The 13,029-nt window shown below is 67.1% G+C and carries 12 protein-coding genes; 6 read left to right on the forward strand and 6 right to left on the reverse strand.

Annotated elements, in window-relative coordinates:
• Positions 1-833 precede the first annotated feature (833 nt).
• The gene (locus tag PSK12I2_RS0109980) at positions 834-2,189 is read right to left on the reverse strand and encodes an OprD family porin (protein WP_027598272.1); all 1,356 of its coding nucleotides are present in this window, start codon (positions 2,187-2,189) and stop codon (positions 834-836) included.
• Between the two features lie 147 nt (positions 2,190-2,336).
• Here PSK12I2_RS0109980 and PSK12I2_RS0109985 point away from each other — a divergent pair, with 147 nt between their 5' ends.
• The gene (locus PSK12I2_RS0109985) at positions 2,337-3,275 is read left to right on the forward strand and encodes a DNA/RNA non-specific endonuclease (RefSeq protein ID WP_027598273.1); all 939 of its coding nucleotides are present in this window, start codon (positions 2,337-2,339) and stop codon (positions 3,273-3,275) included.
• Between the two features lie 139 nt (positions 3,276-3,414).
• Here PSK12I2_RS0109985 and PSK12I2_RS0109990 read toward each other — a convergent pair whose 3' ends face one another.
• Complete coding sequence (locus tag PSK12I2_RS0109990; protein WP_027598274.1) at positions 3,415-4,596, reverse strand: MFS transporter; 1,182 nt, start codon at positions 4,594-4,596, stop codon at positions 3,415-3,417.
• Positions 4,597-4,691: 95 nt separating this feature from the next.
• Between PSK12I2_RS0109990 and PSK12I2_RS0109995 the strand changes: the two genes are divergently transcribed.
• The gene (locus tag PSK12I2_RS0109995; RefSeq protein WP_027598275.1) at positions 4,692-5,249 is read left to right on the forward strand and encodes a TetR/AcrR family transcriptional regulator; all 558 of its coding nucleotides are present in this window, start codon (positions 4,692-4,694) and stop codon (positions 5,247-5,249) included.
• 96 nt (positions 5,250-5,345) lie between these two features.
• On the opposite strand, the gene PSK12I2_RS0110000 is transcribed toward PSK12I2_RS0109995, so the two are convergent.
• Positions 5,346-6,359, reverse strand: coding sequence for a YrzE family protein (locus PSK12I2_RS0110000; protein ID WP_027598276.1), 1,014 nt, complete (start codon positions 6,357-6,359; stop codon positions 5,346-5,348).
• A gap of 125 nt (positions 6,360-6,484) precedes the next feature.
• Positions 6,485-7,831, reverse strand: coding sequence for an Nramp family divalent metal transporter (locus PSK12I2_RS0110005; protein ID WP_027598277.1), 1,347 nt, complete (start codon positions 7,829-7,831; stop codon positions 6,485-6,487).
• 218 nt (positions 7,832-8,049) lie between these two features.
• On the opposite strand from PSK12I2_RS0110005, the gene mntR reads away from it, so the two are divergent.
• Both mntR and PSK12I2_RS0110015 read left to right on the forward strand, forming a co-directional pair.
• Positions 8,050-8,499: a manganese-binding transcriptional regulator MntR gene (mntR, locus tag PSK12I2_RS0110010; protein ID WP_027598278.1), complete on the forward strand. Its 450-nt coding sequence runs from the start codon at positions 8,050-8,052 to the stop codon at positions 8,497-8,499.
• A 101-nt stretch (positions 8,500-8,600) separates the two neighbouring features.
• Entirely contained in the window at positions 8,601-9,914 is a 1,314-nt protein-coding gene (locus tag PSK12I2_RS0110015) for a PAS domain-containing methyl-accepting chemotaxis protein (RefSeq protein ID WP_027598279.1), read from the forward strand.
• 10 nt (positions 9,915-9,924) lie between these two features.
• Here PSK12I2_RS0110015 and PSK12I2_RS0110020 read toward each other — a convergent pair whose 3' ends face one another.
• Positions 9,925-11,085, reverse strand: coding sequence for an MFS transporter (locus tag PSK12I2_RS0110020; protein ID WP_037007653.1), 1,161 nt, complete (start codon positions 11,083-11,085; stop codon positions 9,925-9,927).
• On the reverse strand, positions 11,085-11,618 hold the full coding sequence (locus tag PSK12I2_RS0110025) for a GNAT family N-acetyltransferase (RefSeq protein WP_027598281.1): 534 nt from the start codon (positions 11,616-11,618) through the stop codon (positions 11,085-11,087). The genes PSK12I2_RS0110020 and PSK12I2_RS0110025 overlap by 1 nt, the downstream gene beginning before the upstream one ends.
• Before the next feature lie 65 nt (positions 11,619-11,683).
• Here PSK12I2_RS0110025 and PSK12I2_RS0110030 point away from each other — a divergent pair, with 65 nt between their 5' ends.
• Together PSK12I2_RS0110030 and PSK12I2_RS0110035 are read left to right on the forward strand one after the other, a co-directional pair.
• Positions 11,684-12,607 (forward strand): LysR family transcriptional regulator, encoded by a 924-nt coding sequence (locus PSK12I2_RS0110030; protein WP_084222085.1) that lies wholly within the window; start codon positions 11,684-11,686, stop codon positions 12,605-12,607.
• 69 nt (positions 12,608-12,676) lie between these two features.
• Positions 12,677-13,000: a helix-turn-helix transcriptional regulator gene (locus PSK12I2_RS0110035; protein ID WP_027598283.1), complete on the forward strand. Its 324-nt coding sequence runs from the start codon at positions 12,677-12,679 to the stop codon at positions 12,998-13,000.
• Positions 13,001-13,029 lie beyond the last annotated feature (29 nt).

The following is a 13,029-nucleotide window of genomic DNA, read 5'->3' on the forward strand; positions in this document are numbered from 1 at the left end:
CGATCACACCGAACTGCCCCCTCTCCCCTTGGGAGAGGCTTGGGGTGAGGGTATTCCCGGACATGCCGATGGCCAAAGGTGGCAAATAGCCAAGGTTGGCCTTAGCTAGGTTGAGGCTACTCTATCGCCGGAGCCCAACAAGCCGCGCTCGATCCTGGCACCGTTGGCGGGGGGCAACCCTCACCCCAGCCCTCTCCCCGAGGGAGAGGGGGCGGTTGGGTCCGGCGCGGGTGGTAGCTTGTCCCCTGGTGTCGCGCTGCCAGGGTATCCGTAGCGTGGAAAACCGCGCCGCGTTTTCCACTGCCCTCTGCACCTGGGCGTGGATAAGGCTGCGCCGTTATCCACTCTACGCGGCTACCCCCTCTCCTCTTGGAGGTAGGCTGGGGCAAGGGCATTCCCGGACATGCCGATGCCAACGGGCTGTTGGGCTTCGCTACGCTTAACCCAACCTACGAGGCCCAGCCATGTAGGTTGGGTTGAGGCATCTCTATCGCGGAAGCCCAACAAGCCGCGCATGACCCTGGCACCGTTGGTGAGGGCAACCCTCACCCCAGCCCTCTCCCCGAGGGAGAGGGGGCGGTTGGTCCGGCGCGGGGAGTGGTTTGCTCGTGGTATCACGCTGCCAGGGCATCCGTAGCGTGGAAAACCGCGCCGCGTTTTCCACTGATCAACTGCACCTGGACGTGGATAAGGCTGCGCCGTTATCCACTCTACGCGGCTACCCCTTTTTCCTTTGGGTGAGGGTATTCCCGGCCATGCCGATGGCCAACGGACTGTTGGGCTTCGCGACGCTCAACCCAACCTACAAGGCCCAACCTGCAGAGCGCCGCCCATCACAGGATATTCAACGGATACTCGGTGATCAGCCGGGTTTCGGCCACGGTGCCGCCGGTGCTCTGGCTGCCGGAATGCCAGGCCTGGCGCAGGCGGAAGCTGAGGTCCTTGGCCGGGCCGTTCTGCAGGACGTACTTGGCCTCCAGATCGGTCTCGTGTTCCTTGTCGCCGTCGCCATAGAGACCGGCATAGGCCGAGTCCGCGGCCAGGTGGGTGCCGTCGATGCCGCTGCCGCGGGTATGGCGCACCATCAGACTCAGGCCGGGCACGCCATAGCTTTCCATGTCCAAGTCGTAGCGGGCCTGCCAGCTGCGCTCGCCCGGGCCGTTGAAGTCGGAGAACTGCATCGAGTTGCCGAGCAGGATGGAGTCACCGAAGGACCCCGGCACCGGCGCGCCAAAGACCGCGTAGTCGAAGGGCTGGTCGCCATGGATACGCTGGTGGATCAGGGTGAAGGTGTGGGCGCCGGTCTGGAAGGCGGCGGCCAGCGAGCCGGCGGTATTGGCGATGCTGCCGGCCTTGGCGCTGCCCGCGTCCAGGGTGCGATAGAGGTTGGCGTCGAAGGTCAGGCTCTGCTCGGCGGCCAGCGGCACCACATAGTTGAGGTTGCCGTAGTACTGGTCCCAGACATCCTCGAAGTGTCCGGCATAGAGCGAGGCGCTGAGGTGATCGCTGAATTTGTAGACGCCCCCGGCGTAGCTCGCCGAAGCCGCTTCGACCCCCGCGTAGCCGGCGAAGATGCCGCCGTCCGAACCGGTGGTGCGCGGCGCCGTGGCGGCGGTGAAGTGACCGCCTTCGAGCATCAGGTGATCGACCTCCTGGCTCACCAGGCTCCAGCCCCGGGCGGTCTGGGGAAACAGCCAGTTGCCACCCGCCGCCAGCACCGGCGCCGTGGGTTGCTGGTCGCCATACTTGAGCACGGTGTTGGAGACGCGCAGCTTGACCGCCGCCCCGCCCTTGCTGAATTCGCTGCGCTGGCTGCCGTCGCCGTCCACCGGCATGTTCGGGGTGTTGGCGTGGCCATCGCCGCCATCCAGCTTGAGACCCAGATAGCCATAGGCATCCACACCCACGCCCACGATGCCCTGGGTGAAGCCCGAGGTGTAGTTGAGCAGGAAGGCCTGGGTCCAGCTGCGCGGATCGCGACTGTTGCGCGTTTCAGCGCCATGGCCGTCGCCTTCGTTCTGGCGCAGGTAGTAATAGTTGCGCAGCAGCAGGGTCAGGTCACCGTCTTCGACGAAGCCCTTGGCGTCGGACTGCTGACTGGCCAGGGCGGCGCCGGTGAGGAGCAGGCCGGGCACGCCGAGCAGCCAGGCGCGCTGGCGGGCAAAGGGGGAAAACAGCGATAGCTTCATGGGCGGTTCACTCAAGGGTTGGAATCGTTAGGTCGCGAACGAGTTTGCCAGCTAGCGCCGGTGCATACCACTTCGCTGACCGTCGTCATCGTCCGGTAACCTCCCTGTGCTGCGCTGGCGGTTCGCCCCTTTCGCCAGAGCGCCGCCATGTCCAGCCAGCCCTTTGCCGTCGATCTCGCCTATCGTCCGCGCCTCGCCGACCTGCGCCCCCTGCTGCCGGCGCAACCCGCCGGTCTGAGAAGCGCCGAGCCGCACATCACCCCCGCCGCCAGCCTGGCCGATCGCCAGGGTTACCAGGCCGATTTCCTTGGGGACTTCCAGGTCCCCTGGCCCCGTCCGAGCGCGGCCCTGGCCGGCGACGTCTATCCCCTGCCCGCCTCGGGCGACCGCCTGGACTACACCCACTTCTCGGTCAGCCTCTCGCGCAGCCGGCGAATGGCGCTCTGGGTCGGGGTCAATATCGCTGGCGACCAGCACGTCGAGGTGCCCCGCAGTCGCGACGCCTGGGCCTACGACGGCCGGGTGCCGCTGGAGGCCCAGCTCGGCGAGGCGCTCTATGCCGACAACCTGCTCGACCGTGGCCACCTGGTGCGCCGCCAGGATCCCAACTGGGGCGCCGCCGCGGCCCAGGCCAATAAGGACACCTTCCACTTCACCAACTGCGCGCCGCAGATGGCCGCCTTCAACCAGAAGACCTGGTTGGAGCTGGAGGACTACATTCTCGACAACACCCAGCGCTGGCAGGCACGGGTCAGCGTCTTCAGCGGCCCGGTCCTGCGTGCGGATGACCGCGCCTATCGCGACGCCCGGATCCCCGAAGCCTTCTGGAAGGTGGTGGCCTTTCTCGGTGACGACGGCAAGCCCTCCGCCAGCGCCTACCTCATCGACCAGCGCCGCGAGCTGGACGAGCTCTCCATCGCCTTCGGTCGCCTGCGCACCTACCAGTGCAGCGTCCTGCGCATCGAGCAGCTGACCGGCATCGACTTCGGCCCGCTGCGCGACCACGACGGCTTCTCCAATGAAGAGCGGGTCACCGGCAGCCCCGTCGAGCGGGCCATTTTCGGTCCCGCCGACATCCTGCTCTAAGGCTTGTCTGTAAAGTCGCCGAGCGAAGGTCAGGCAAGGCAAAAATCCGTGAGGAAGCGGAGTTTACGAATGGTAAATGAGCATTCCGAACGGATTTTTAACGCAGCATGACCGAGCGCAGGCACTTTTCAGACAAAGCCTATCCCGGCTGCACGCAGGCACGGGGCAGGCTATTGCGCACCCCCAGCAGCGCCAGCAGGATCACCCCGACCAGATAGAGCTCGGCGGCGCCGGTCAGGCCCAGCCGGGGCACCAGGGCGCTGACCGCCAGGGCCGGCAGGCAGAACGCCAGGTAGCTGAGCACATAGAAGGCGGCCAGCAAGCCGGCGCGCTGGGCTGGTTGCGCCAGCGGAAGCAGGCTGCGGGTGGCGCCGAGAAAACCGCTGCCGAAGCCGACACCGGTCACCAGGGTGCCCAGGGCGAAGAGTCCCAGCTGACCGCTGGCCACCGCCAACCAGAGCAGCGCCGGACCGGCCACCAGGGTGCTCGCCCCCAGGCTCAGCAGGCGCGCCGCCGGCCAGAGGCGCAAGCCATGCAGACAGGCCGCACCGGTGAGCGTGAGGCCGGCCACCACGCCCCCGCCGACCAGGATCGACGTCGTACCGGTCGCTGCCTTGACCAGCGCCGGCATCAGCGACAGATAGAAGCCACCCACGGCCCAGACCGCCAGTTCCAGCGGCAGGACCCGCCAGAGCATGGCGCGAGCCTGGGGCGGCACCGCCAGCTGGGGGCGCAAGGCGGCGAGCAGACCCGGTCGGCGCGGGCCGCTGTCGGGCAGGCGCAGCAGCGCCAGGCCCTGCAGCAGAAAGAGCGCCAGGAACAGCCGATAGACCAGTTGCAGCGGCGCCGGCGCGAATTCCACCAGCAGGCCGCAGCCCAGGGCGCCGATCGCCATGCCGAGCAGTGGCGTCAGGCTGTTCAACCAGGGACCGCGCTCGGCATCCACGTCGAGCAGCGCCGCACCCAGGGCACTGGTGGCGATCCCGGTCGCCAGGCCCTGCAGGGCGCGGGCGAGCACCAGATCCGCCAGGTCATGCGCCTGGTGGAACAGCAGCATGGCACCCGCCTCCAGCAGCAGCGCCGCCAGGATCACCGGCCGCCGCCCCAGGTGATCGGACAGCCGCCCGCCCACCAGCAGGGCCGCCAGCAAGGCGAAGGCATAGACGGCGAACACCCAGGTCAGCCAGAAGGTGGAAAAGCCCCAGGCCTGCTGGTAGCTGGCATAGAGGGGGGTCGGCGCGCTGGACGCGGCCAGGAAGGTCAGCAGCACCGAACCCAGCAGCGTCAGGCGTGCAGAGGAAGAGCCGTTCAGCGAAGACATGTCCGCACCTTAAAGCTAAATAATTGCTTTAAAGCCTGAACCCTTCCTGCAGCAAAAGCAATGCGTTTGCGTTAAGAGCCGGGTATCCTGTCACAATGACCAGCAAGCAAGCCCGTCCCGGCGGCCGCAGTGCCCGCGTTCAGCAAGCCATCCACGAGGCCGTCCTGGCGCTCCTGCAGGAGCAGCCCCGGGAAGCCCTCACCGTCCCCCTGATCGCCGCGCGCGCCGGGGTCACGCCCTCGACCCTCTATCGTCGCTGGGGCAATCTGCCCAGTCTCCTGGCCGACGTCGACCTGCAGCGTCTGCGCCCGGACCAGCCGCCCGAGGACACCGGCAGCCTGAGAGGCGATCTCGAACGCTGGCTGGAACACTATGTCGACGACCTCGCCTCAACCCCCGGCCAGGCGATGCTCAGGGACGCCCTGGCGGCCACCGATCCGGGCTGCGCGGTGCGCTGCACCGAGCCGACCCGGGAACGCCTGGAGCTGCTGCTCGAACGCGCCCGCAGCCGTGGCGAACCGGCTCCGACCCTGGACGTCCTGCTCGATGGCCTGGTCGCCCCGCTGATCTATCGCACCCTGTTCGGCGCCGAGCGCCCGGACCTGGCGCTGTGCCGGCAGCTGCTCGCCCGGGTGCTGCGGCCAGACCGTTAGGCGAGGCGTCATCTCTGAACGACGAGGCCCGGACTGTCACCCGTCCGGGCCTCGTGCTAGGTCAGCGTATCCCGCGGGATACGGCGGATGCTGCGCTTAGGCGGCAACTACCTTGTTGGCCGGCTGGGTACGACGACCCAGAGCACCACCGATGGCACCGACGATGCCGCCGATCACCAGGCTGATCAGCAGGACCCAGCTGGCCTGGGAGACCTTGCGGGCAGCCACGTCAGCGGCTTCGCGAGCCTTCTGCTCGGCCTGGGCCTTGAGTTCCTGGTACTTGGCATAGGCCTGCTGGTAGGTCTGCTGGGCCTTGTCGACGATGGCGTTGGCCTCGGCGTCGCTCTTGCCGGTGCGGGCCTTGATCAGGTTGACCAGCGCCTGACGGTCGGCGGCGTTCCAGGCCTGGTCGCCACGCTGCTTCAGACGATCCAGCAGGGCACTCAGCTGGTCATCGGTCTGCTGCGGATTGTTGGCGCTGTTCTGAGCGGTGTTCTTGGCATCCTGTTCGGCGCCCTGAGCCTGCTGCTTCAGATTCTCCGGCTGCAGTTCGGTCTTGCCGGTCTGGCGCAGCGCGGTTTCCAGTTCGTTCTGCAGATCACCCAGGTCGAGCTGGATGCCCTGCTGACGCAGTTGGTCCTGAACCTGGTTGGTCAGCGCCGGTGCCGCCTGGGACAGGCCGCTGCCGATCATCGACAGACCGCTGCCCGCCACGTTCAGACCGGTACGCACCACGCCGCTCACGGCGCTGGACACCAGATAGACGCTGACCAGGGTCACGCTGGCCCAGACCAGGATGCCGTGCAAGGCGCCTTCGCGCTGGGCCAGGCGACCGGCGATCCAGGCACCGACGAAGACCGATACCACGGCGCTGACGCCGACCCAGATACCGGTGCCCTTGCCCAGGCCGGACAACGGATTGGCTTCCTGCTGCGGATCGATGGAAGCCGAGCCGATGGCGGTGCCGAGCAGGCTCAGCAGCAGCGACACGGTCAGGGCGATGACCACGCCGGCGATGATCGAACTCCAGGAAATACGCTTCAGCAGCGGTGCGGTAGCGGTGGCCGTGGTGGCCGCATAGGCTGGGGTGTGGCGAGCGTCGTAGGACATGGCAAGTGCTCCAGGGTGGTTATGGGAAGAACTTATTGTGGTAACGGATTGATACCGTCACGCTTTTAGAAGTTCCCAGACCAGCATTCCAGAGCCACCAAAGGTCGTCAGACCTCAGTTATCCGCTATCCGAGAAGGATATCGGCCAGCAGCTTCACATTGAGCACCACGATCAGCCCGGCGATCGCCCAGGCCAGCACCTGTGTGAGCCGACCGATCACGAAGCTACCCATCAGCTGGCGATCCGAGACGAAGCGCACCAGTGGGATCACCGCGAAGGGCAGCTGCATGGACAGCACCACCTGACTCAGCACCAGCAGCTTGGCCGTGCCGCTTTCCCCATAGAGACCGGTCACCACCACCACCGGGATCACGGCGATGCCGCGGGTGATCAGCCGCCGCGCCCAGTCGGGAATGCGCAGCGACAGGAAGCCTTCCATGACGATCTGGCCGGCCAGGGTCGCGGTGACCGTGGAATTGATGCCCGAGGCCAGCAGCGCCACCGCGAACAGCAGCGAGGCGATGCCGACGCCCAGCATCGGCGACAGCAGATGGTAGGCATCCTGGATCTCGGCCACATCGGTGCGCCCGGCGCTGTGGAACACCGCCGCGGCGGTGATCAGGATGGCCGCGTTGACGAACAGCGCCAGCATCAGCGCCAGGGTGCTGTCGGCCACCGCCCAGCGCAGGCCCATCCGGCGCCCCTCCTCGGTCCGCGGATAGGCGCGGGTCTGCACGATGGACGAATGCAGATAGAGGTTATGGGGCATCACGGTGGCGCCGATGATGCCGATGGCCAGGTAGAGCGCGGCCGGATTGGTGACGATTTCCGCCTTGGGCAGAAAGCCGTCGGCGATCGCGGCGATGGACGGCTGGGCCAGCACCATCTGCACGCCGAAGCAGACGAAGATCAGCGTCAGCAGGGCGATGACGAAGGCTTCCAGCCAGCGAAAGCCGCGATTCATCAGCAGCAGGATGAGAAAGACGTCCAGCGCCGTGAGGATGGCGCCCCACATCAGCGGGATGCCGAACAGCAAGTTGAGGGCGATGGCGGTGCCGATCACCTCGGCCAAGTCGCAGGCGATGATGGCGATCTCGCAGGCGATCCACAGCAGCAGGCTCACCGGCCGCGAATAACGCGCGCGGCAGGCCTGGGCCAGGTCCAGCCCGGTGGCGATGCCCAGCCGTGCGGCCAGGGCCTGCAGCAGGATGGCCATGAGGTTGGAGAGCAGGATCACCGACAGCAGCAGGTAGCCGAATTGCGAGCCGCCGGCCAGGTCCGTGGCCCAGTTGCCCGGATCCATGTAGCCCACCGAGACCATGTAGCCGGGGCCGAGAAAGGCCAGCAGCCGCCGCAACCAGCTGCCGCCCTCGGGCACCGGCACGCTGGCATTCATCCGTCCCAGACTGGGTCGGGCGGACGGCGCAGGCTCCTGCCAGGCAGGCTCGACGTAGCTGGCGGATTCTTTCATGGCGAACTCGTGCGGCAAGGTAGGACTACCCTTTGGAGAATTTAGCCTAGGCTAAAATTCACACATCCAGCAATAAAAAATCTCTATCTCATCCGTCGATAACGCCCATTGGCGAAGGAATCTTTGGTATTCGCCCGCAACTCGGTCAAAATGGCGCCCGATCGCGTCCTCTCGACGCGCCTCAGGTCTTTGCGGAGAAGGTCATTCAGGTGGGCAACATGACAAAGGACGACGAACTGCTGAATCGGTTGGTCGATCCATCCATTCATATGGAAGGTTTTCAACAGGTCCGCGAAGCCCATCGTCAGGAGCTGATCGAAGACTATGTCGAGCTCATTTCCGACCTCATCCGGGACGGCGGTGAAGCCCGTCAGGTCGACATCGCCGCGCGCATCGGCGTGGCCCAGCCGACCGTGGCCAAGATGCTCAAGCGCCTGGCCGCTGCCGGCCTGATCGTGCAGCGCCCCTATCGCGGCGTCTTCCTCACCCCCGAAGGCGAAGCCCTGGCCGAAGCCAGCCGCGCCCGCCACCATGTGGTGGAGACCTTCCTGCTGACCCTGGGCGTGGACGCCGATACCGCACGGCGCGATGCCGAGGGCATGGAGCACCATGTCAGCGAGGCCACCCTGGAAGTCTTCCGGCGTTTCATCGCCAGTCGCCAGGCCTGACGGCTGCGGCTTTAGTCGAAAGTCGCTGCGCTCCCCTTAAGAAAATCCCGGCACCGTCGAAGTAGTGGAAGTCATACCTTCACTCCTCTCGGTGTCCTGCCATGTTCAATCGCCCTCTCAAGACCGAACTCGCCCAACTGCGCGCCGAGGTCGCCGAATTGCGTCAGCTGCACGCCGGTTTCGAAAGCCAGGCGCTAAGTCTTACCGTGGACGAGCGCGGCAACGTCGAGCGGGTCAACGAACGCTTCTGTCGCGAGATGGGCTATCGCGCCGAGAACGTGGTGGGGCGTCCGCTGGATGCCTTCATTCCGGAATACGTCAAACAACTGCCCTGCTATCGCGACCTCAAGAGCGCGCTCAGCCAGGGCAACCAGACCAGCGGCATGTACCGCCTGCTGCGCGCCAACGGCCAGGAAGCCTGGCTCTATGCCACCTGGCAGCCGCTGCGCGACGCCGACGGCCGCATCCACAAGACCATCTGCTATGGCAACGACCGTACCGAACAGGTCGAAACCTCCACCGAGCACTCCGGGCTGATCAATGCCCTGCTGAGATCCACCGCGGTCATCGAATTCAACCTGGCCGGCGAGGTGCTCACCGCCAACGACCGCTTCCTGCAGGGCATGGGCTATTCGCTGCAGCAGATCCAGGGCAAGCACCACCGGCAGTTCTGCACCAGCGAAGAAGCCAATTCCGCCGAATACCAGGCGTTCTGGGCGCGGCTGAATCGCGGCGAATTCATCGCCAGCCGCTTCAAGCGCCTCGACAGCCATGGCCGTACCGTGTGGCTGGAGGCCTCCTACAACCCGGTGCTCAACACCCGTGGCGAGCTGTACAAGGTGGTCAAATTCGCCACCGTGATCACCGAGCAGGTGGAACAGGAACAGGCGGTGGCCGAGGCGGCCAAGGTCGCCTTCGACATCTCCCAGCAGACCGACGAAAGCGCCCGCCAGGGTGCCGAGGTGGTGCAGAACACCGTCTCGGTGATGCGCAAGATCGCCGAGGAGCTGCAGGTGGCTTCCAACGGCATCGAGGCCCTGGGCGAGCAGTCACTGGTCATCAGCACCATCGTCAAGACCATCAGCGGCATCGCCGAACAGACCAACCTGCTGGCGCTCAACGCCGCCATCGAAGCAGCGCGGGCCGGTGAACAGGGTCGCGGCTTCGCCGTGGTGGCCGACGAGGTCCGCCAACTGGCCGGTCGGACCAGCAAGGCCACCGAAGAGATCGTCGGCGTGGTGCAGCAGAACCAGCAGCTGGCGCAGACCGCGGTCGCCAACATGGCGGCGAGCAAGCACCAGGCGGAACAGGGCCTGCAACTGGCCAACGCCGCCGGTACCCGCATCACCGAAATCCAGGACGGCGCCCAGCGCGTGGTGGGTGCGGTGGGTCAGTTCGCCCGCCGCCTCAACTAACGCGCCCGCCTCAGGCCGGGGCCGGACGCCGCCGGCCGAGCAGCCCCAGCGCGGCCAGGGTCACGCCCAGGCTGACCAGCAGGCACAGCCCGAGCAGACCGCGATCCCCCCAACTCTCTCGCGCCAGGGCATAGCACCAGGGCGCGGCCGCCGAGAGCAGAAAGCTCGGCGCCAGCAGCTTGCCGGTCAGGCGCGCATAGAGCGCCCGGTCGAACAATTCCAGCGGCAGGCTGGCTCGCAGCACCGCCACCAGGCCGTTGAGGGCGCCATAGAGAAAGACGAAGCCGGCGGTGAGGCCCAGGTGGCCTTCGCTCGCCAGCGCCAGGGCGAAACTCAGCGGCAGGCCCAGGCCCAGCAACAGATTGAGCTGGCGCGCCGAAAGCCGCTGCCCGGAGGCCAGTTCCGCCAGCCGCGCGCAGACCTGACCGATCCCCCACAGCGCCGCCACCCCCACCGGCACCCCACGCTCGGCCAGCAGCGCCGGCAGATGGGCCGACAATCCCGCCGAAAGAAAGCCGATCAGTGCCATCCCGGTGGCGAACAGCACCCCGGCCAGGCGTGGCGAACCAGCCGCCGCCGCAACGGGCACCTCGGCACTGGGCAGGCGCCCCCGCACATTGGGCAGCGGCAGGAGCAACAGCAGCCCGGCCAGGGCGATGCCGGCATAGACCACCAGCCCCAGGCGCCAGCCCAGCCCCTCCAGCAGCCAATGCCCCAGCGGCCAGAACACCGCCGAGGCCAATCCACCGAGCAGGGTGATGCGCACCATCACCGCCCGCGACCGCTCGCCGGCCAGCCGCGCCAGGGTGGCGAAGGCGGCGTCGTACAGCGACAGGCGCATGCCCACGCCCAGGGTCACCCAGGCCAGGTAGAACAGCGGCGCCGACTGGGCCGCGGCCAGGCCCAGGCAGCCCAGGGCATCGAGCACCAGGCCGAGTTGCAGGGTGCGACAGCCACCCAGGCGTTCGATCACCGCGCCGCTGAAGGGCGAGACCAGGCCCATGGTCAGCATCGCCAGGGAAAAGCCGCCATAGACCCAGCGCGCGTCCCAGCCCAGCCCCGCGGCCATCGCCGGGCCATAGACCCCGGGTAGATAGAAGGCCAGGCCCCAGGCCAGCAACTGCATCAGCCCCAGTTGCCAGATGGCGCGATCGCTCGGCATCGGCGTCATCAGCGCGTACCCGGGGTCCGCTCGCCCTCACCCAGGCTGCGCTGCATCAGCACCGTGTCCACCCAGCGCCCGTGCTTGAAGCCCACCGCCTCGAAGGTGCCGACGGTGCGAAAGCCCAGCCGCTGATGCAGGGCGATGGAGCCCTGGTTGGCGCTGTCGCCGATCACCGCCACCAGCTGGCGAAAGCCCGCCGTCGTGCAGGCCGCGACGATCTCTTCCAGCAGGCGGCGGCCAATGCCCTGGCCGCCCAGGCCGTCACGCACGTACACCGAGTCTTCCGCGGTATGGCGATAGGCCGGTCGCGGGCGATAGAGCACCGCATAGGCATAGCCCACCACCTCCCCGTCCAGCTCGGCCACCCGGTAAGGCAGCCCGGCCTGGCGCACCGCGGCCAGGCGACGACCCAGCTCGGCGAGGTCCGGCGGTTCCAGCTCGAAGCTGGCGCAGCCATGCAGCACGTGCGGGGCATAGATGGCCTGGATGGCCGGCAGATCGGCAGGGGTGGCATCGCGCAACAGCAGAGCGGTGTTCACAGGAGAGGTCCATTCACGGGATCGATAGGGCGATCATGCCGGGACGGCCAGCCAAAGATAAAGCTATGCTCGGTTATCACCGGTATAAGCGAAACCTTGGCATGGCCGACCTCAACCTCACTCAGCTGGAGACCTTCGTCCAGGTCGTCGCCACCGGCAGCTTTTCCGCCGCGGCCGATCGCCTCGGGCTGAGCCAGCCGGCGGTCAGCCTGCAGATCCGCCAGCTGGAGCGACGCCTGGGTCTCAAGCTGCTGGAGCGCCTGGGGCGCGGTCTCAAGCCCACCGCCGCGGGTCGTCTGCTGCTGGATCACGCCGAACGTATCCAGACCGCGGTGGACCAGGCCCTGCAGGCCCTGGCCAGCCATGGCGAGACGGTCGCCGGCCGGGTCGCCATCGGCACCGGCGCCACCGCCTGCATCCACCTCCTGCCGCCGCTGCTGGGCCAGTTGCGCCAGCGCTTTCCGCAGCTGGATGTGCGGGTCAGCACCGGCAACACCCTGGACGTCCTGCGGGCGGTGGAAGACAACCGCCTCGACCTGGGCCTGGTCACCCTGCCCGCCAGCGGTCGCAACCTGCAGGTGGAACCCCTGCTGGAGGATGCCTTCGTCGCCCTGCTCCCGCCTGCAGGTTCGTTACCAACGGGTGCGCTGGCGCCAGCCGACCTGGCCGAGACGCCGCTGCTGGCCTTCGAGACCGGCAGCAGCACCCGGCTGCTGATCGACGACTGGTTTCGCCGCGCCGGCCAGGCCAGCCGCCCGGTGATGGAGCTGGGCAGCATCGAGGCGCTCAAGGAACTGGTGGCCGCCGGCCTCGGCTACAGCCTGGTGCCCGGCATCGCCGTGGCCACCGAGCACCATCGCCACGGACTACAGGTCCAGTCACTGACGCCGCCCCTGACCCGCACCCTGGCCCTGGTGCTGCGCCGCGACAAACCCCTGGGTCGCCCGCTGCAGCAGGTACTGGAAGCGTTGCGACAGCTGCGCCGCTGATAGGGGCTCGACCAGACGCCCACCACGCCCTATCATTCAATGATTCAACGATCCTTGTACTATTGAACCATGAATGAAGAGCTTGCCGTTTCCGCCCTCGCCGCCCTCGCCCACGCCCAGCGCCTGAAGGTCTTCCGCGCCCTGGTGGTCGCCGGCACGACCGGCCTTACCCCCAGCCAGTTGGCCGATCAGCTCGAGGTAGCCCGCAGCAACCTCTCCTTCCACCTCAAGGAACTGGCCAATGCCGGTCTGGTTTCGGTGGAACAGCAGGGCCGCAATCTCATCTATCGCGCGGCCTATGACCAGATGAATGCCCTGCTCGGCTACCTGACCGAGCACTGTTGCGCCGGCAGCGACTGCGCGGTCAGCGCACCGCCGCGCTGCTCCTGCTGACCTCAGTCCCTCCACCGCCAACCACAAGA

The organism is Pseudomonas sp. MOIL14HWK12:I2, from assembly GCF_000510745.1.
GTDB classification, from domain to species: Bacteria; Pseudomonadota; Gammaproteobacteria; order Pseudomonadales; family Pseudomonadaceae; genus Chryseomonas; species Chryseomonas oryzihabitans.

Bases quoted from the DNA above. Each gene is read 5' to 3' on its own strand.
- PSK12I2_RS0109995 (WP_027598275.1), top strand. From the start codon at position 4,692: ATGACCAGCAAGCAAGCCCGTCCCGGCGGCCGCAGTGCCCGCGTTCAG.
- PSK12I2_RS0109990 (WP_027598274.1), bottom strand. From the start codon at position 4,596: ATGTCTTCGCTGAACGGCTCTTCCTCTGCACGCCTGACGCTGCTGGGT.
- PSK12I2_RS0110000 (WP_027598276.1), bottom strand. From the start codon at position 6,359: ATGTCCTACGACGCTCGCCACACCCCAGCCTATGCGGCCACCACGGCC.
- PSK12I2_RS0109985 (WP_027598273.1), top strand. From the start codon at position 2,337: ATGTCCAGCCAGCCCTTTGCCGTCGATCTCGCCTATCGTCCGCGCCTC.
- PSK12I2_RS0110005 (WP_027598277.1), bottom strand. From the start codon at position 7,831: ATGAAAGAATCCGCCAGCTACGTCGAGCCTGCCTGGCAGGAGCCTGCG.
- PSK12I2_RS0110030 (WP_084222085.1), top strand. From the start codon at position 11,684: ATGCTCGGTTATCACCGGTATAAGCGAAACCTTGGCATGGCCGACCTC.
- PSK12I2_RS0109980 (WP_027598272.1), bottom strand. From the start codon at position 2,189: ATGAAGCTATCGCTGTTTTCCCCCTTTGCCCGCCAGCGCGCCTGGCTG.
- PSK12I2_RS0110015 (WP_027598279.1), top strand. From the start codon at position 8,601: ATGTTCAATCGCCCTCTCAAGACCGAACTCGCCCAACTGCGCGCCGAG.
- PSK12I2_RS0110020 (WP_037007653.1), bottom strand. From the start codon at position 11,085: ATGACGCCGATGCCGAGCGATCGCGCCATCTGGCAACTGGGGCTGATG.
- PSK12I2_RS0110035 (WP_027598283.1), top strand. From the start codon at position 12,677: ATGAATGAAGAGCTTGCCGTTTCCGCCCTCGCCGCCCTCGCCCACGCC.
- mntR (WP_027598278.1), top strand. From the start codon at position 8,050: ATGACAAAGGACGACGAACTGCTGAATCGGTTGGTCGATCCATCCATT.